This window comes from Bradyrhizobium sp., from assembly GCF_036009065.1.
Lineage (GTDB): Bacteria > Pseudomonadota > Alphaproteobacteria > Rhizobiales > Xanthobacteraceae > Bradyrhizobium.
This window is the reverse complement of record NZ_DASYMN010000109.1, coordinates 1-18,513: the sequence shown is the minus strand read 5'-3', so window position 1 is coordinate 18,513 and position 18,513 is coordinate 1. Positions and strand designations below refer to the sequence as shown.

At 58.4% G+C, this 18,513-nt stretch carries 13 protein-coding genes; 3 read left to right on the top strand and 10 right to left on the bottom strand.

Annotated features, from left to right (window positions below):
* Positions 1-134: 134 nt before the first annotated feature.
* The 3 genes from VGP39_RS06905 to VGP39_RS06895 form a co-directional block, all read right to left on the bottom strand.
* Positions 135-2,240, bottom strand: a complete 2,106-nt coding sequence (locus VGP39_RS06905) for a hypothetical protein (RefSeq protein WP_327567359.1) — start codon at positions 2,238-2,240, stop codon at positions 135-137.
* Positions 2,237-2,932 carry a class I SAM-dependent methyltransferase gene (locus tag VGP39_RS06900; RefSeq protein ID WP_327567358.1) on the bottom strand — a complete coding sequence of 232 codons (696 nt, stop codon included), beginning with the start codon at positions 2,930-2,932 and terminating at the stop codon, positions 2,237-2,239. Before VGP39_RS06900 ends, VGP39_RS06905 begins: the two co-directional genes overlap by 4 nt.
* A 157-nt stretch (positions 2,933-3,089) precedes the next feature.
* Positions 3,090-3,860 (bottom strand): class I SAM-dependent methyltransferase, encoded by a 771-nt coding sequence (locus tag VGP39_RS06895; RefSeq protein WP_327567357.1) that lies wholly within the window; start codon positions 3,858-3,860, stop codon positions 3,090-3,092.
* Positions 3,861-4,220: 360 nt separating this feature from the next.
* On the opposite strand from VGP39_RS06895, the gene asnB reads away from it, so the two are divergent.
* On the top strand, positions 4,221-6,176 hold the full coding sequence (asnB, locus tag VGP39_RS06890) for an asparagine synthase (glutamine-hydrolyzing) (protein ID WP_327567356.1): 1,956 nt from the start codon (positions 4,221-4,223) through the stop codon (positions 6,174-6,176).
* 5 nt (positions 6,177-6,181) lie between these two features.
* On the top strand, positions 6,182-7,081 hold the full coding sequence (locus VGP39_RS06885) for a glycosyltransferase family 2 protein (RefSeq protein WP_327567355.1): 900 nt from the start codon (positions 6,182-6,184) through the stop codon (positions 7,079-7,081).
* A 26-nt stretch (positions 7,082-7,107) separates the two neighbouring features.
* Here the strand turns inward: VGP39_RS06885 and VGP39_RS06880 are convergent, their stop codons facing one another.
* The 5 genes from VGP39_RS06880 to VGP39_RS06860 form a co-directional block, all read right to left on the bottom strand.
* On the bottom strand, positions 7,108-10,335 hold the full coding sequence (locus VGP39_RS06880) for a hypothetical protein (RefSeq protein WP_327567354.1): 3,228 nt from the start codon (positions 10,333-10,335) through the stop codon (positions 7,108-7,110).
* An 88-nt stretch (positions 10,336-10,423) separates the two neighbouring features.
* Positions 10,424-12,991, bottom strand: a complete 2,568-nt coding sequence (locus VGP39_RS06875) for a hypothetical protein (RefSeq protein ID WP_327567353.1) — start codon at positions 12,989-12,991, stop codon at positions 10,424-10,426.
* Between the two features lie 2 nt (positions 12,992-12,993).
* Complete coding sequence (locus VGP39_RS06870) at positions 12,994-13,743, bottom strand: class I SAM-dependent methyltransferase (RefSeq protein WP_327567352.1); 750 nt, start codon at positions 13,741-13,743, stop codon at positions 12,994-12,996.
* A gap of 15 nt (positions 13,744-13,758) precedes the next feature.
* Positions 13,759-15,288 carry a bifunctional class I SAM-dependent methyltransferase/glycosyltransferase family 2 protein gene (locus tag VGP39_RS06865; RefSeq protein ID WP_327567351.1) on the bottom strand — a complete coding sequence of 510 codons (1,530 nt, stop codon included), beginning with the start codon at positions 15,286-15,288 and terminating at the stop codon, positions 13,759-13,761.
* 254 nt (positions 15,289-15,542) lie between these two features.
* Positions 15,543-16,385 (bottom strand): FkbM family methyltransferase, encoded by an 843-nt coding sequence (locus tag VGP39_RS06860; RefSeq protein ID WP_327567350.1) that lies wholly within the window; start codon positions 16,383-16,385, stop codon positions 15,543-15,545.
* A 187-nt stretch (positions 16,386-16,572) separates the two neighbouring features.
* On the opposite strand from VGP39_RS06860, the gene VGP39_RS06855 reads away from it, so the two are divergent.
* The gene (locus VGP39_RS06855; protein ID WP_327567349.1) at positions 16,573-16,974 is read left to right on the top strand and encodes a hypothetical protein; all 402 of its coding nucleotides are present in this window, start codon (positions 16,573-16,575) and stop codon (positions 16,972-16,974) included.
* Positions 16,975-17,005: 31 nt separating this feature from the next.
* Here VGP39_RS06855 and VGP39_RS06850 read toward each other — a convergent pair whose 3' ends face one another.
* Both VGP39_RS06850 and VGP39_RS06845 read right to left on the bottom strand, forming a co-directional pair.
* Positions 17,006-17,950 carry a GDP-L-fucose synthase gene (locus tag VGP39_RS06850; RefSeq protein ID WP_327567348.1) on the bottom strand — a complete coding sequence of 315 codons (945 nt, stop codon included), beginning with the start codon at positions 17,948-17,950 and terminating at the stop codon, positions 17,006-17,008.
* Positions 17,931-18,513 (bottom strand): GDP-mannose 4,6-dehydratase (locus VGP39_RS06845; protein ID WP_327567347.1); only part of this gene is annotated, 583 nt, incomplete at its 5' end. The genes VGP39_RS06850 and VGP39_RS06845, both read right to left, overlap by 20 nt.

Below are 18,513 nucleotides of genomic sequence, written 5' to 3'. Positions count from 1 at the left end.
TACACCTGGAGCGGTTAAGTCCGGCTCGATCCCTAAAGCGGGTAAAAATCATTCTCGCGCCTTCCTATGTCCCGTAGCCATTCTTCTGCAGCGGGTTCATTTCCAAAAATGCCGGGCGCGACAGGCAGCGCCATTTAGGGGTTGCGCTCCGGTTTGGGCCGTCCCGACGCTAACAACGGCTGGACTTTGTCCGCGACAACCGTCTTGAGGATGTCGAAGCTTGTCCCAACAAAGCTAGCTCCAAGCATAAAAGCGGCGAGGCTGGCCACCCATGCGTAGCGCGCTGTAGAAACCTGCAACAGCGCATGCGTTCCAAAATACGCGTTCAGACTAAGTGCGATCATGGTTTCGGCGCGATAAACCGCTGCCAAGCGGCCCGGGATAAGGAACAATAGGGACAGTCCCAGCGCCACCCAGCCGAGCGCAATGGTATGTTCCGGCTTAATCCAGGTACTATCCCAAACTGCCAAAACGGCCAGCGGAAGAAGCGTTTGGGCGGCGAGCTCGGCTTTCAGTTGCGCTTGGTGGGGATAGGGCTCGAGAATCGAGGCCGGAATCATGTTGCGGATTTGAAGCTCCAATGGTCCGGCAAGAGGTGGCTCGGAGCGAATGCGGATGGTCGCCGGCCTCAAGGCTTCAACATTACCCATATCGCGCCAAAGCGCGTAAAAATGCGCGACGACGTGACGTAGATAGGCCGCGGGATGCGCGCGAATGCTGGACAAGGCAAATTGCAAATAGAATGCATTCTCCTCCTGAACGCTCAGAGAGCGGGAGCTTACCACGGGCGCAAGCGTTCCCCACAGCAGTGTATTGTATTCCTGAACGGTATAGTCGACATAACGATCCAGAGCTGTGGCCGAATTGATTTCCATCAGGCCGGCCGGCCGCTTCCGAACCACCGGCAGTGCGGCGTCCAGCAACGCCCGTGTAAGTTCCGACTGGGGCATGAAACTATCGTCCAGCATCCAGGCAACCTGACCGAACAGCGCGTAACCTGCAAAACTCTCCGGCGCGAAGCTTCCGCTACGCCAGTAGCTGTTAACGGCCATGGTCCCGTAGGTCAGGAGGCCGGCAGCTATGATCGGGATGGAGAAGCGCCATCGTGCCCGCTTGGGAAGGAATCGGATGAGCAGCAACGCCGGTATGACCAGCACAATGCCGACAGACTTTGCCAGCGTCGCAACCGCGATACCGATCATCGCAGCTATCAGCGCGGAAATCCCCGGTCGCCACGCAAGTGCGCCCAGCGAGCCTGCGAAAAGTGTAATGCCGGCAGTGAACAACGCTTCCGTCAGGATCTGGTCCGCAAACTCCGTCGCGGCCCCCTGCAGCAGGAACATCAGCACTAGGACGGGACCCAGCCACCGTTTCCCGAGGTACGACGCGAGCAGCCAGGCTCCGGCGAAATAGCATGCAATGATTGCTGCAAGCTGCACCCAGGCCAGATGGTCGAGACCGATCAATTTACTGGTCACTACCAGGAAGGACGCGTAGCCGGAATTTCGAATGGGCGAATAGCCGCCGGTCAAAAGCCTTTGAAGGTATGAGTACGAGTCGGAATAGTTGACGATATGGTAGCCGGCGTAACCGAACGAATAGGTAGAAACGAACAGGGCAACCGGGACCGCCACGGCAACAAACAATCGCTCCGGCGTAACACCTGCCGGCAAGCAAGCGAACAGCAGGATGAGTGCCGGTATCAGGCAGAGCCAGGCGAGGTCGATCGGAATTTTCGAAAGGATCCCGGTGCTCTCGACGTAGCGCAAGTTTCCGAAAATGACTTCTGGCGCTGCTCCGGATTCGAGTACCACCATGCGCCAATATCGGTGCGCGCCGGCGTTCCCGAGCTGGAAACTGAGCTTGCCGTCACGCTCCTCCGCTCGATCTGCAACCTGCCACTCCTGGCCATCGTCGCTTGTTTCAATGGCGGCCTTCCGAATCCGATACTGCGTCCACACTTCGCTCAAGTAAGTGTGGACGATCCGGGCGAGCGCTCGCGGCGAAGCGAAGCGCAGTTGCGCAAAGGCGTCGCCGTCCGGAGCGCGAGTGACGAAGTCACCTGCTCCCAGCAAGGTATCTACCGTCCGGCCTGCGAATTCAGGAGGCGTCGACGAGCCGGAAAGCTCCGGGACCGCACGCTGGTCCGGCGCAACCGATAGCGTCGCAACCGCCAACCCCAAAACCAAAGCGAGAACTAGGATGGCAACGATCGTGAGCGGATTGAGCCTTGCGGTCAACCTTGCGTCTTCCGGATCGTCAACAGCAGGTTGCTCGAGATGCCCCATAAGCGAACCGTGTCGATCTCAACATCCGCGAGTGCCAGATCGCGGCACATCCGACGGAGGTCGCCGGCGCCAACGAGGTTCAAATTCTCCTCACGGCTAAGCATATCATGACCAAGCCTTCGCAAGATCGCGCGAAACGCCGGTGCCGGCAGCCAATGAACGAACGGCAATACAGTATGGACTTCTACCGGAAACCAGCGGTTGGGCGTCGTAATGAACACCGCACGACGTGCAACTCGAGAAAGTTCTCTGATAAATTGTAGCTGGTTCTCGCGGGATCCGACGTGCTCCAGTACGGCGCTGGAGTGAACCACGTCGAACGTACCGTCCGCGAAAGGCAAATCCCGGCCATCCGCCTTGCGGAATGTAATGCCGGGATAGAGCTCCTCCAAGAATTGTGCGTCGTCGATGCCCACCGCGGTGATATTCGATTTGTGCGGATACCACGCTTCAAGATAATTCGAGAAATCGTAGACCTGATCGGAGGTCGCGCCAACGTCCAGGATCTTGTCCTGCGGCTGGGGCCGCGCGCTGAGCAGAAAACGATCATACATGGCATGACGCATGCGGGCCGTGACCCGCTGCGGCGCCGATCCCGGCCGCGCGACGTTATACTGCGCATTTGTTGCAGTTGAAATTATCAAGGGTGAAACTCCTGTCGTGCCTAAAGCCCGTATAGCAGGTCAAAGGATCGCAACTGCTGCGCGTGACACCGCGTGTTGCCGCCCCCGAGCCCGAAACGCAACCCCGAAGCCATGAACTGCGCCGTTGCAAAACAGCTGGCCGCCGTGATACCGGCGGTCATGACTTGGTCGCGACGAGCGTCCAGCTCATGCCGTTGGTGTGCGACAGCACGGGATTCTGCACCGGCAGACCCGCAATAAGTTTGCGAACCTCATCCGCGGTCCAATAGTTAGCTATTGATGGGATGAGCTGGTCGAGAACGATCAATTCGAGCTGCCGAAACGAATGCTTTCGCAGCATCAGCTCGTAGTTCCGTTTGTGTGGAAGGGCGAGATACGCTTTCAAGGCCACCGTCATGGTGACCGCGATCCACCGCGTCATGAAGTGCGGCAATCGTGAAGTGATGAGCTTGCGGAACGGATCGATGACGCTGAGATAGAATTCGTTTCCTTCGCGCGCGTAGAGCCAGAGGATGAGCGTCCCGCCCGGCTTGAGCGCATGCACCAGGTTTTCGACTGCCTTGCGCGGCTCGGCAAGATGGTGAACGACACCTATGGAAAACGCGATGTCGACCGTTGCGTTCTCGGCGAGATCGTAGATCGACTGAAACCGTACTTCGCAGTTGGAAAATCCCGCGAGGTTCTTGCGCGCCGCGGCCACGGTACGCTCGTCGTAATCAATGGCAATGGCGGAGGACGCTCCAGCAGACAGCGCCCAGAATGAGTTGCGTCCCATTCCGCAACCCGCATCCAGGAACCGCTTGCCTTTGAAATTCTCCTCGCGGAATGGCGCGATCCAGCGCTGAAATTGTTCGCGGTGCTGCGGAACAATTTCGGGGTATGCTTCCCATTCGTAGCCGAATTGGTGTTGTGTTCCGGTAGCGTCCATCGCGTGCTCCCTGCCGGGGCGAGTTCTACTCTGCATGCCGGGCTGACGCAATCAGAACGGAATACAAGTGGAACCGAGCGGATCAACTTGCCAAATGCGGACGCCCACACGGGCATTTCTTGCGGTTTCCGCGAGGCAGCTTGATCGCGCAAGGCGTATCCGGGGGCCGATCCGGGCCGCGGTTGCATTTCGCGCCGCTAGGGATTGAATCGGGTATCTGATTCCTACCCATTTCTAGAGCCTATACAGCGATACGTCAAACTATCGCAAGCGATCTGGCCGTGTTAAAGCGCGTTTTTGCTTCAAGGCCGACTCCTTGAGCGTTGGGCGAACTGCGAAATCTGGGCACAAGGCGCATCGATGTGCGGCATTGCAGGCGTGGTGAACTACAACCGGCCGCCGGAACCCGGCGCGGTGGCGATGATGTTGCAGCGTCTCGTCCATCGCGGGCCGGACGGCGACGGCTTGTGGCGGGATGACTTCGCCTGCCTCGGACACCGGCGCCTGTCGGTTCTTGACCTGTCGGCAAATGCCGGCCAACCGATGATCGATGACAGCGGCCGCTTCGTCATCACCTTTAATGGCGAAATCTATAATTTCCGTGCGCTGCGACACGAATTGCTCGCAGCCGGTGAGCGCTTTGAAACGACTGGCGATACCGAGGTGCTGCTCAAGCTATTTCGGCGCATGGGCCCCGCCTGTCTCGACCAGCTCAACGGCATGTTTGCCTTTGTGGTGTGGGACCGGGAAGCCAGAACGTTATTCGCCGCGCGCGACAGGATGGGAGAAAAGCCGTTCTACTATGTGAATCTACCGAAAGGCGGCATTGCATTCGCTTCGGAAATCGAGGCGTTGGAAGTTCATCCGGATACAGGCGATGAAATTGATCCCTGCTCGCTGGGTCGATATCTCACCGCCGGCTATACTTTCGACGAGCGCACTATCCTAGCCTCGGTGCGTCGACTTCCTCCGGCATGCTATCTGCAGTTGAAAGCCGGATCTCCTGCAGTCATACGCGAATACTGGAGTCTCGCCGCTGCATTCGGGCGTCGCTACACGGGCCCGCAAAAACAAGCCGAAGCCGAGTTGCGCAACCTGGTCGATGACTCGACCCGGCTGCGCCTCGAATCCGACGTGCCGCTGGGCGCATTTCTTTCAGGAGGGATCGACAGCGCGGGCGTCGTTGACGCCATGAGGCAGGCGATCGTGCCGGCCAACATCCGCGCCTATACGATCGGTTTTCGGGAGCGCTCATACTCCGAGGTTACCGAGGCGCATGAGAGTGCGCGCGTTCTCGGCGTGGCGCTGCGCGTGCGGGAGGTTTACCCCGACGTCCTGACCGATCTTCCACGAATTTTCCGCCACGCCGGCGAACCCTTCGCAGATACGTCGATCATCCCGACCTACTATCTCGCGCAGTTCGCGCGTGAAGAGGTAACGGTGGCGCTTTCCGGCGACGGAGGCGATGAGTTGTTCGGCGGCTACGAGACTTACGTGGCCGATCGACTGCACGGGCTGTTGTCGCGCCTTCCCCGACCGGTGCTATCGGCGCTCGCCAAAACCGCGGAAACCGTCATGCCAGTCACCCGGAACAAGGTGTCGCTGGACTACAAAATCCGCCAGTTTTTCAACAATGCGCATCTCGACTTCCGCGCCGCGCACTGGTCGTGGCGGACGATGTTCGATGAGGCCGGCCGCCGCCAGATCCTTGCAGCGGATTGGGCCGACCTCGCCGCGTCGGCGGACGGCTTCGATGTTATAGACCGGCGTTTCAACGAGGTGGCCGGCGCTCATCCGATCGATCAGGCGATGTATGTGGACATGAAGACCTGGCTGCCCGACGCCATCCTGGTCAAGGTGGATCGCGCCACGATGGCCAGTTCGCTCGAAAGCCGCGCCCCCTATCTGGACCATCGGCTTGTCGAATTCGCTGCATCGTTGCCGACGGAATGGAAATTGAAGGGACTTACCAAGAAGTACATTCTCAAACGCGCCCTCGCCGCCAGGCTCCCGCATAGCCTGCTCGCTCGCAGGAAGAAAGGTTTCAATGCGCCGGTTTCGCACTGGATGGTCGGGCCTCTCAAGTCGTTGCTGATGGATGCAGTTTCGAGCCGCGCCGGCCGGGCCGTTATCCGTGTTTCGGAGGCCGAGCGCCTGATGTCAGAGCACGTTCAGGGCATTGCGGATCATGGGTTCCGCCTTTTCAATCTGTTATCGCTCAGCCTCTGGCTGAATCGCACCAGGGACGCGCAGTTGCCACAACGCGCCGCCACGCCGGTCAGCCTTTTGGAAAATGCAACCAGCCTGAGAGGTTGAAAGTTATGCTTTCAGTCGTCATTCCCGCATTCGATGAAGAGGATGCCATCGGTCAAACGGTTCGGACGGTGAAAGAAACGTTGGCTGCGTCCGACATTGCGACATTCGAAATCATTGTCGTCGATGACGGCTCGGCCGACCGTACGCATGAGATCGCCGCGGCAGAGGGTGCTTGCGTGATCCGCCATCTGCACAATCTGGGATATGGCCGGTCGCTCAAGGACGGAATCGAGTTAGCACGTTATCCCGCAATCGTGATCACCGATGCAGACGGCACCTATCCGATCAAGGACATTCCTCGCCTGTTCGCGCTTTATGGCGAAGGCTATCACATGGTGGTTGGAAGCCGCACCGGCAAAAATTATCGAGAGTCGGTCCTCAAGTCGCCGCTGCGCTGGATACTGCAACACTTGGTCGAATATACCGCCTCGCGGCGAATCCCGGACATCAATTCGGGGCTGCGCATCTTTAGCCGCGATCATGCGCGCGCGTATCTCGATCGGTTGTGCGACACCTTCAGCTTCACGACCAGCTTGACTCTGGCATTCATGATGAACGGGCTGTACGTGGTTTATGTGCCGATCGATTATTACAAGCGGATCGGGAAAACCAAGGTTCGACTGCTGAGCGACTCGCTTCGCACGCTGCAATACATTGCGGAGGCGGCGGTCTATTACAATCCATTGCGCGTTTTCATGTTGCTTAGCGCGTCTCTCATTGCCGCTGCTGCAGTTCTGATCGGCCTCAATGTCTTCCTGCAAACGCTCGCACTGTTTTATATCGCGGTGGGCTGTATCATCGTATCGATCCAGACATTTGCATCGGGCCTCATCGCCACATTGCTGAAGCAAATCTTGCAGCAGCAGCAAATCGGAACGCCGGTCGCTTCAGAGCGCAGAGATTGACGACTTGTCGCGCCGAAGCCTCGCCGCTAATTTCGGCAACGGCCCGTTTCGATGGCTTGCCTGAACCCCGATATACAGGGCCAAGGCTCCGCCTTGGTGACGTAGAACCATAATTCGCCATGGCGGGCAGTGAGCTTGTCGCCCCACCGCATAAGTTGAAAACGCCAGCTTGGGACACTGGAACGCTCCAGAACTTCGGCGGGTACGATGAATAGCGCTAAACTCTCGGCGCCCTTTTCCAGGCGCGGCGCGAAAACAAAGCCAAACGGCAAGGGCGGGGCCACCGGATGAATCAGATTTTGATAACCTTCCATGTTGCTTCGCGAAACGATGGCGTCAAAATCCGTCCAATGAAGCGAAGGAATGTCGCTGCGCAACGGCTGGCCGTCCGCGACAATGAGGAAACCGATCATCCGTCGGCCGCCCAAGACGAAGGCCTCGCCTGGTTTCTGAGACAAGGGACTGGCAGCAGTTTCGCTGATAGAAATAAAACGATGGGCCATCCAGGGAACGGCAACGAACAGCAGGCCCGCCACCGTTAGGCCGAGCCTCGCGTAGCGCAAGCGTAAGTGAGCGGGCGACACGCGTGGCACCGACCCGGCTGGATTGCCCATTGCCATGGCGAAGAATAGCGCAATCAAGGGATAGCTTGCCGCGAGCGTTCGCGCCCCGTCGTCGAAGTAAATGATCGAAACCGACGCCGCGATGCTGGCCCAAACAAGCGCCCAGAATGTAAGTTCGAGAGCCGTCATTCGCCGCGCTGCGAAGAACAGGCCGATCAAGCAAATCGCCGTCAATGACTTGCGCCATAACCACCAAGGTTCTGGAATGGTACTATAATAACCCTTCCAGATCAGATCGGGGAGCCGAGTGACGAATGCTTGGGCGCCGCTGGCAAGTCGATAAAAGAACACGCTGGGGTGTGCCCTGAAATTATCCCAGGCCATTGCATAGAGCTTGTTTGCGCGGGCCCCTTCCTGCCCTTCCAAAGGTTTGCCTTCCGAGGCGAGCTTCTCGAGGCATCCCTCCCATGTAGTGCCGATGGTAAGTCCGCAAAGCTGGTAAGAAAAATTGCTGGCGCCTTCTTCTGCCCCGTAGGCATTCTTCAGCAGCGAATTCACTCCAAAAATGCCAAGCACGATAAGGCATGCCAGCGCGAGCACCCTGAGCCTTGACGCGGCACCCTGTCCAAATTGCCACACCAGCCACAGCAGCAGAGCCGGAATAGTGAACATACTACCCATTCGGGTCATCAGCGCGACCGTCGTGAGCGCAAAAGCCATCAGGGCAGGTTTTGCGGAACGACTGCGGAAGGCTTCGATGAAAAAAGGGATTGACAGCAGCGCCCAGAACAATCCCAGCGGCTCGGTCAGCGTGGTCGGTACGAAGTAGCGCGCGTAAATATAAATGAGCGCGAAAAACGTTATGCCGGCCCAAATGCCGCGCCAGGCCACGATAGCGGTGACGGCGAAACAGGTTGCGGCTGCGAGCAGGCAAGCCTGCAGTACCAGCATCAGTGGCAGGGAAAAGTTGCTAAAAATCAGCAGAACGGATCGAAAGGCGGCTGCGAGCGGACGTCGCAGCGCGACCTCGTTCCAAAATCCGCCCTGTACCTGATCATGGGCGCTACCTAAATAATACGCCGCGTCCATGAACGGAATTAAGCCGCCGATATTGGAGTAGTTCAAATCGCCGGGTCTGGAAAGTCCAATCCACATGGCGCTGCCGCTCAAAATAAAAGCGCAAGCGGCAATCGCGAATAGGCATAGAGCCAGAAAACGTTTTGGCAGCGGTTCGTTCGATTGGATTGCTTTCGCGTGATGCGCTTTCGGTCTGACAAGCCAGCTTACCGATGCTCCAATTCCGGCTAACGTCAGCAGCAAATAGCCGAGATATGGTTCGTTGAGAGCGGCCCATCTGGCGATCGGCGACCAACGAATCGGTGCCGTGGTTGGCAGCGCCCAACCTTCCGTCAAAGCGTAGAGGCTGGCGGCCGCGTAGATGGCGGAACCGATCAGACCGAACAAGCAAAACCCGAGCAGGATCAGGCTGGGTATCCTGGCAGGCACTGCTGTGAGCGCTCGTGCGTAACGACTTGGCAGCGGCTTGTACAAAAACCGGCCGAGCAGTGCGAGTATGAATGCCAGTACCAATGTGAGCCCGTCGCGAGGTCGCGCGGGGTAACTCATCGTCACCGTCGTTTCGGGCCCATTTTTTACCTCCGTCGGCAGCGAGAAGATTACGGACGTTTCCCAGTGGCTGAAGCCCGTCGTTGTGCCTTCCCTGATCGCTTGGTGCTGGCTATGAGGGGGTTCTACCTTGCGGCCGTTAATGTACAAGTCGAGAATAGACCTGAACGGCTGCTGCGCGTTGTCTCCCAAGGGAGGCTGTCTCCACCACGTCGCACGGCCGCCTTGCGGGACCTCCAGGAGCAGCGAACGGGATGCTGGCCCGGCCTCTGGCGCGAACGGCCCTGCGATCTTGATCTCTGTTTGAAAAGCTCCGAACTCAAGTATCAGGGCGACCAGTGTCAGCAGGGCGAGCGGCCAGAACACCAGCCTGGCGCCGATCTGCATGAAGCGATCGATACGGCGTCGATCCGCGTCGGCGGCGAAAATATTCCGGAGGCTTGGCCGGCCGAGGCGGCGCGGAATCCTGCCCTGCACGGCTGTGAGCGCTCGTGCAAAAAAATCTGCCCGCGGCCTGTATAGAAACCCGCCGAGCAGCGCAGTTAAGAGTGCCAATGCAAACGTCAGCCCCCGGCGAGGCCGTGCGGGGTAGCTGAGCGCGACCGTCGTTTCAGGCCCATTTCTTACATCGGGCGGCAGCGCGAAGATTACGACGTTTTCCCAATGGCTGAAGCCGCTCGTCGTGTTTTCCCTGATCGCCTGATGCCCGCCATGCGGGGGTCCGACCGTGCGGCCATCGATGCGCAATTCGAGAACAGACCTAAGCGGCTGCTGGGCGTCGTCTCCCAATGGACGCTGTCTCCACCGCGTCGCAAGGCTGCCTTTCGGGATCTCCAGTATCAGCGAATGGTATGGCGGCCCGGCCTCTTGCGCAAACGGCCCTGCGATCTTGATTTCTGTCCGGTAAACTCCGAGCTCGAGTGCCACCGCGATCAGCGTCAGCAAAGCGAGCGGCCAGAATGCCAGCCTGGCGCCGATCCGCATGAAGCGACCGATACCGCGTCCATCCGCATCGACCGCGAAAATATTCGGGAGCCTCAGCCATTTGGCGTTGGGGGCGCGCACAATCACCTCTCGCCCAAAGCAGCTTCCGATACCACGTTCGCAGAACTCCCCTTTTGGGTCTTATCAGTTTGCTGGACCTTGGCCGGCATCATGGCCACGGCTCCGCTTTGGTGACGTAGAACCAGTACTCGCCTGGTCCATTCGGCTTGTAGCCCCAACGCTTGAGATGGAAATGCCAGGCCGGGACATCGCCGCGCTCGATTACTTCAGGCGGCACGATGTACTGGTACAGGCTGGTGCTATCGCGCTCCAGGCGCGGCGCAAATACGAAACCAAATGGCAAAGGCGGCAATATCGGATTGATCAGGTTCTGATAATATTCCAGACCGCTTTGAGCTACGGTGGCATTGAATTCGGCCAGATGAAGCGAAGGAACGTCGCTGCGGAGCGGCATGTCATCGGAAACCACGAGGAAGCCGGACATTCGCCGGCCGCCTAATACAAATACTTGGTCTTTTCTCGCAAACGGAGTGGCCTCGACCAAGGCCTGAATCGAGGAGAAGCGGTGGGCCGCCCAGGGAACGCAAACAAACAGCAGCGCCGCCGCAACTAACAGACCGCATCCAAATCCTGCCGGCGCGAAGCGCGGCGACAGCTTCGCCGGCGCCAGTGCGGTGCTACTCATCCCCAGGGCAAAGAACATCGCGATCATTGGATGGCTCGCGGCAAGAGCACGTGCGCCATCGTCAAAATAGATAAAGCAGGACGAAGCCAGGATGCTGGCCCAGACAAGAGCCCAGAAACGGAGTTCCACGGCCTCCATCTTTCGCACCGCGAGGAAAAGCCCAATCAGGATTGTCGCCGCCACCGCGTAGCCAAATAGCCAGTGAGGCCCATCAGCCGGTCCGTATCCGGTCCAAAGCAATCCGGGAAGTTCCGTGACGAAAGCCTTCGCACTATCGGCTAGTCGCCGAAAAAAGACTTCAGGCTGGGCTCGGAAATTCTCCCAAGCCATGGCGTATAGCTGACTGGCACGGGCGTCTTCGGCCACCGTCTCAAGAGGCTTGCCTTCGGAAGCGAGCTTTTTCATGCAACCGTCAAATATCGTTCCCATCGTCAGTCCGCACAGCACGTAAGGAAAATTACCCGTGGCGGGATTCGGCCCTGTCCCGTAGGTTCTTTGCAGCACGGAACTGAACGCAAAAACGCTGAGCATGATGCAGATCGCCGTCGCGAAAATCCTGAATTTCGCGATCCTGTTCTGGCCGAATTGCCAAACCAGCCACAGCAGCAGCGCGGGCAGCGTGAACATGCTGCCCATTCGAGTGATCAGCGCGACCGATGTCAGGGCAAAGGCAACCAGTGCCGCGGCAACCGAACGATCACAGAAAGCTCTGATGAAGAATGGGATCGACAGTAGCGCCCAAAACATCCCAAGCGGCTCGGTATTGGTCGTCAGCACAAAGAAGCGGTCGTAAATATACGTCAGTGAAAAAAACGCCATTGCAGCCCAGGCGCCGCGCCACACCATGATTGCATAGGTTGCGAAACAAATTGCACCCGCCATCATGCAAGACTGCAATATCAGCATAACCGGCAGCGAAAAATTGCCGAACACCAGAAGGACCGATCTGAACGCCGCAGCCAGAGGACGCCGCAGCGCCTGCGTGTTCCAGACGCCATCTTTCACCTGATCGAACGCAGAGGTGAGATAGTTGGCGGCGTCTGAAAATGGAATCAAACCGCCAAGGTTAAGGCGATTCGGATCACCTGGCCGGACGACTCCGGCCCATACTGCGCTGAGGCAAAATACGAATGCACACGCAGTGATCGGGAATCCGGCCCACAGGAAAAGCCGCCGTAGTGACTTTTCATTTGATTCCGCCGACACCTGCTGGACCGGACTCCGTCCGGTGACCCAGGTCGTTATGGTCCCAAGCCCGGCCAGTATCAAAATCAGATAGGGCAAATCGGGCTCGTTATTAGCGGCCCAATGCGCGATCGCCGACCAGCGAATAAGCGCCGTAGTCGGTAACGCCCAGCCGGTCGCCAACGCATAGAGGCTGCAGCTGACAAAAATCGCAGAAGCTGCCAGACCTGCCCAGCAAAACCCGGACAATACCAGATAAGCACCAGTAAGTATGGACGCGCCATGGCGGTATGCGAAAGCTTTGAGGAACACAAACCAAGACAGCAATGCGCTCGCGGCGACCAACGCAAATGTCACCCAAAGCCAAGGGCGTACGGCATAGCGAAACGTTGCTATCGCGTCGGGGCCATTTTTCACCCCTTCCGGGAGCGAGAAGATCACCCAATTGTCCCAGTGGCTGAAGCCCGCGGTTTTTCCTTCCCGGATCGCGCCATGGACAGTGTGAGGAGGCCCCATCTCGCGGCCGTTTACGCGCAATTCGAGGAAGGATTGGGTTGGATTGGCGGGACCATCTCCAAGCGAGGGCTGCATCCACCAGGGCGCCGGCTCCTCCTGCGGCAGCTCAAGCTTGAGCGAAGCCTGCGGCGGATTAGTCTCCGGCTCGAACGGTCCGGCGAATGTCAGCTCTGTGCGCCAGACGCCGAGCTGAAGCACCAGCGCCATCACGGTCAGCGCGGCAAGCGGCCAAAATATCAACTTGGCCCCCAACGCAAACCAGTCCAGCAGGCGGGGACCGAATACAGGGATGCGAATGGAAATCGTTCGAGTTCGGAATAAATCCGACATCGCTAGACGCGCTCCAGAACAACAATCATTCGGAACGCGAGATGTCTTCGAATAAACTGTGGCACTTTTCGTTCAAACGCCAGCATTGCGCCTACCGCCGCGCCCGGAATCAAGGACCATTTCTGGAATCCGCCGCTCATCGGGTAGGCAAACAGGCTCTGCCAGTCGACGCTTCGGACGCGCAATGACGGGATCGTCCGCTCGACACGTCCGCGGGCCGGTGCGGTGGCAAATAGCAGGGTGGGAATTGCCTGATTGGCATCAAACGGATCCCGGTCGGGATTCATCGCCACCGGCGCGAATGGATCGGCGTTCATGTCCACAGGTTCTTCGTGACAGTGATGGTAGAACCTGCGCGCGAGCGCCGTCATCGCCGGTTCGATCATCACCACTCGTCCGCCAACCTGCAGTATGCGCGATGCCTCGTTGAGGAATTCGATCGGGCGCTCCAGATGGTGCATGACGTCGAGCATCACGACGCCGGCAAAGAAGCCATCCCGGAATGGCAGTCGATGCGCATCCGCCACCACATCGATGCCGGGAAACTTCAGGATGTCGGTGGATACCACATCCGGCCTCGACTGCTTCAAGTGGGCGGTTCCCCCGCCGATGTCGAGAACGCGGCCTTCAGGGCAATTTTCGAGGAGTTGCCGGTGAAAGTCACGGTACAGCAGGCGGATCGCCTTCTTCTTTTCCCAATGAGCGCGGTGAATAACCTGACGCTGGTCCAAATAATTCGCGCTCCCCATCATGGCAAAGATCCGCTATCAGACGGCTTTGAGTTTGCGATAGGCGAACCAGACCATCTTCAAAAGCAGCCATCCGTCGCGAAACCGCGAGATCTGGGTCTCGCCGAAGGTGCGTGCTTTATAGTGGATCGGCGTCTCGACGATCTTGAGGTTTTGTTTGGCCGCGCCGAAAATCAAGTCGAAATCGCCGAACGGATCGAAGTTGCCGAAATAAGTGCGCTCCCGCGCCAGCACTTCGTAGTCTTTTCGCAGCAACACCTTGGTGCCGCACAGCGTATCCGTCAGCCTCGTATTCACGAGATAGCTGAACAGGTAGGCGAAGCAGCGGTTGGCGATGAAGTTGAGCGGCCGCATCGCCTGATTTTCCATCGGATAGATCAGGCGAGTGCCGTTAACGAATTCGGCCTTCCCGCTCTCGATTATCGCATGATATTTCGGCAGCACTTCCGGTGGCATCGTCAGGTCCGCATCGAGAATCATCAGCACCTCGCCGGTCGCGGCCGCAAAGCCCTTGCGGACTGCATCGCCCTTGCCCTTGCCCTCCTGCTTCAGGACCTTGATCTCCCAAACTCCCTTGTAGGCGTCGCGGACGCGCATGCATTCTTCAAACGTGCCGTCGCTGGAATTGCCCTCGACGAAGAGAATTTCCTGCGCGCTGCCGAATCTGGGCATTCGCAATATGGCACTCTCGATGTTGCCCCTTTCATTGCGGCAGGGAATGACGATGCTGACGGAAAATTTCCGGTCGGGAAACTGACGGACCGGACGGCCGACCAGATAGGTCCGCAGGCACAGCTGCCTGATCCCGGGAAGCGGCGCGATGAATCGATTGACGAACGGACCCACTCCGAACCAACGCGCCGGAATGAGCTGCCGCTGCTCATGACTGATCACTTCGAAATCAGCAAGATCCATCAGATTCAGAAAATCGACGGTGGCGATATAGTTGATCTTCGGCTGCTTGCGCCTGAGCCCGAGCAGCTCGGCGAGCTTCAGGATCGGCTCCCACAAGTGAGAATAGTAGGCGATGATGATGCGCGTGGATGGCGTGCACAAATGATGCACGCGCCGCAATGTGCCATCGATGTCCTCGAACATGCCGATGGTGTCCGCGATCACGATATAGTCGAACGGGCCCTCGATCGCGGACAGCGTCGCCGCATCTTCCGCATCACCCAGCACGAAGTCCAAGTCTGGATGTAGCTCCTTGGCCCTCGCAATGGTCTTGGCGGCGAAATCAACACCGACGCCGCGGGACGGCTGCAAGGCGGCCAGCAGTTCTCCACGCCCGCAGCCCAGCTCCAATATGCGTTTGCCAGGAGGAACGAGAAATTGCATGAACCTGCGGTCGCCTTCGCGATAGGCGGCATTGAAGTTGTTGCGACGATCTGGCTCGGCCAGACTGACTTCGGCATATTCCAGAAATTCGCGTTTCCGCAAATTGCCGAAATGCGGTGAAACGGCGGATGGCCCGGGATTCGCGACAGTCTCGGTGAACTCGGGACTTGCATCCATATCTGAAAGCTCAATCAAATTCTTTGCGTTCATCGCATCCTGCCACGCCAGTTTCCGGCCTTATAGACTGAAGCGTCTTCGAACTGAACCGGATTCCCACCCGGTTGTGCGAGCGATATTTTGTCAGAAGTTCCAGCAAATCAAGAATTCCGGCGCCACCCCGGCGAAAGCCCTGCCATATCGCTCAACAGGCGGTGTTTTTGACGACAGTGACGACGGCAGCCAGCTATTCCAGGCAAGAAGTACAGCCGGTATGGCCGCAGGAGATTAGCACACATTGCACGGGATCAGGGAACGCGCGCGATCACGTTCATGCTTTCGCCGCCCGTCACCAGCTCCTGCAATTCCTTGGCGGCCGAAGGCAGCCGCTTGTGCGTCCGCTCATCATAAATGACATAGCCGTTCGGAAGAAAATAGGAGAGCAACTGATCCAGCGAGGCGCCGCGTTCCTCGAGCGCATAGGGCGCCAATTCCATTACGAAGATCGGGCGCGTATCGCGAAGCAGCGAGCTGGCGCCCCGAAGTACATCACACTCGAATCCGTCCACATCAAGCTTGACCAATTGTACCTTCCGGTCGGCATGCTCGGATAGAATGCCGTCGAGGCTACGCGCCTGCGCCATGTCCGTCTTCATTTCACGGCCAAGATGCTTGGCGTGCAGCCCGTCCTCCGCGACGAGGGGCCAACTCGAATAGATGGCGTTCGGGACGCTGACGCCATCATCGGCAGTGAGAAAGTAGTGGAACAGTTCCACCCGAGAGGCAAGCGATGGATTGAGGTCGAGGTTGCGTCGAAGCTTGCGGAACGCAAAATCGGTTGGTTCGAAAGCCAGAACCCGTCCGGCAGGACCGACCAGTCGGGCAAGATGGAGCGTATGGGCTCCAATGTTGGCGCCGATATCGAGCACCAGAGATGCCGGCGCGACGAGCTTGCTCAATGCGGACCCGGTCTGACGCTCATAAAAATTGCCGAGATAGATCCCAAGGTCGATCCCCTCCGAAAGGTTGAGATCGTATTTAATGCCGTCTCTGAGGACGATTTCATGGTCGCTTCGACCCAAAAGCGTACGTCCCGCGTGGATCGCATGATAGATCATGCGCGCGGCTCTGATTTTGTGGGCAGTTTTCATCAATGAGTTCCGGCGCGTGGGGCAGCGAAAGGCGAATACCCCTACCGCATGAAGCGTGTCCAGTAAATTGAAGCATGTCCCGCAAAATAATGGCTTTTCTGGCATCGCTACCGGCATACCCGCCCTCAAACGGTTGAAAGCCGCCCAGTTGCGGGCTAGGATCGGAAGAACAATGCAGGTCTCTTGAATGCGTATCTTTTTGAAGGGTGTCGGCGCTTTTGTGATCGTTCTGGTTTCTTTTTTTGGAACGCTGTTTTTACTGGAATACCTTGCTCCGTTGTGCCCGCAAGGAGCCGCGACTGACTTCAAGCCTCCTTTTCAGAGGGTCGGATCCGGTTTTGCCTATTTCGTAGCGGTGCCGGCGCTGGAAGATCGCGCCGACTCGGGCGCGACGCCAACCCGATCAGCTTTTCTGGTGTGCGAGAACGGCTACCGTTTAGGGCCGCCGCATACCGTTCATGGCGACATCACGACTAAAGGACAAGGACGATTTTCTCATTGGCTTACCGGCTTCATTTTCTCCACGTCAGACAACAGTGACCCCAACACCAATGGAAAGCGTTATTGGGCCGTCCCGTATATCAAATAGAGGCGTTGCTTGATAAAAGCCGCGGTTGTCATCATCGAGATTCGCTCAGAAAAGCCTGATAGGCGAGTTTAATTCCGTCCGTCAGTGACGTGCGCGCGCGCCAGCCCAATCCGGCAAGACGACTGACATCGAGCAATTTGCGTGGCGTGCCGTCCGGCCTGGAAGCGTCGAAGCTGATGTCCCCGGTATAGCCGACCGCCGCGGCGACCAGGCGGGCGAATTCGGCGATGGTGACATCCTCGCCGGTACCGATGTTGACCAGTTCCTGATCCGAATAGTTCTTCATCAAATGAATGCAGGCATCCGCCATGTCGTCGACATACAGGAATTCGCGTCGCGGGGTGCCGGTGCCCCAGACCACGACATTTGACAGGCCGGCGATCTTGGCTTCGTGAAACCGGCGGATCAATGCCGCGACGACGTGGCTGTATTCAGGATGATAATTGTCGCGGGGGCCGTACAGGTTGGTCGGCATCACGTTGATGAAGTCGGAGCCGTACTGGCTGCGATAGGCTTCGACCATCTTGATGCCGGCGATCTTGGCGATCGCATAAGGCTCGTTCGTGGACTCCAGCGGCCCCGTCAGCATGGCATCCTCGCGCAGCGGCTGGGCTGCGAGCTTGGGATAGATGCACGACGAGCCGAGAAACATCAGCTTCTCGGTGCCGCTGACATGCGCGGCATGGATGACGTTGGTAGCGATCGCGAGATTGTCGTAGAGGAACTCGGCGCGCAGCGTATTGTTGGCGACGATGCCGCCGACCTTTGCTGCAGCCAGAAATACCACCTGCGGCCGCCTCGCAGCGAACCAGCGGTTCACCGCGGCCTGGTCGCGCAGATCGACCTCGCTGCGCGGGGCCGTCACCAGCTTCACGTCTTCCGACCCCAGCCGCCGCAGCAGCGCGCCGCCCACCATTCCACCATGCCCGGCAACAAAGACGGTCTTGCCCGTCAGTTCAAACTGGGTTCTTGCCATTGGCGGCCTCCCGCCGGGCAATCGCAAGATCGCCCGCCACCATTTCCCTGACCAATTCCGCAAAGCTCGTCTTCGGCGTCCAGCCGAGCTTTGCGCGGGCCTTGGCGGCATCGCCGATCAGTTCATCGACTTCGGTCGGACGAAAATACTGCGGATCGATGCGAACGACCGTGTTGCCGGATTTCTTGTCGACGCCGGTTTCTTCGACGCCCTTGCCGCGCCACTCGACGTGGCGCCCGACTTCCGCGAACGCGATCTCGACGAATTCCCGCACCGATCGCGTCTCGCCGGTCGCCAGCACAAAATCGTCAGGCGCGTCAGCCTGCAGGATCTTGTGCATGCCCTCGACATAGTCCCTGGCATGTCCCCAGTCGCGCCGGGCATCCATGTTGCCGAGGTAAAGGCACTCCTCCAGCCCGGTCTCGATCCGCGCGACGCTGCGCGTGACCTTTCGCGTCACGAAGGTTTCGCCGCGGATCGGACTCTCGTGATTGAACAGGATGCCGTTGGAGGCATACATGCCGTAGGCTTCGCGGTAATTGACGGTGATCCAATAGCCATAA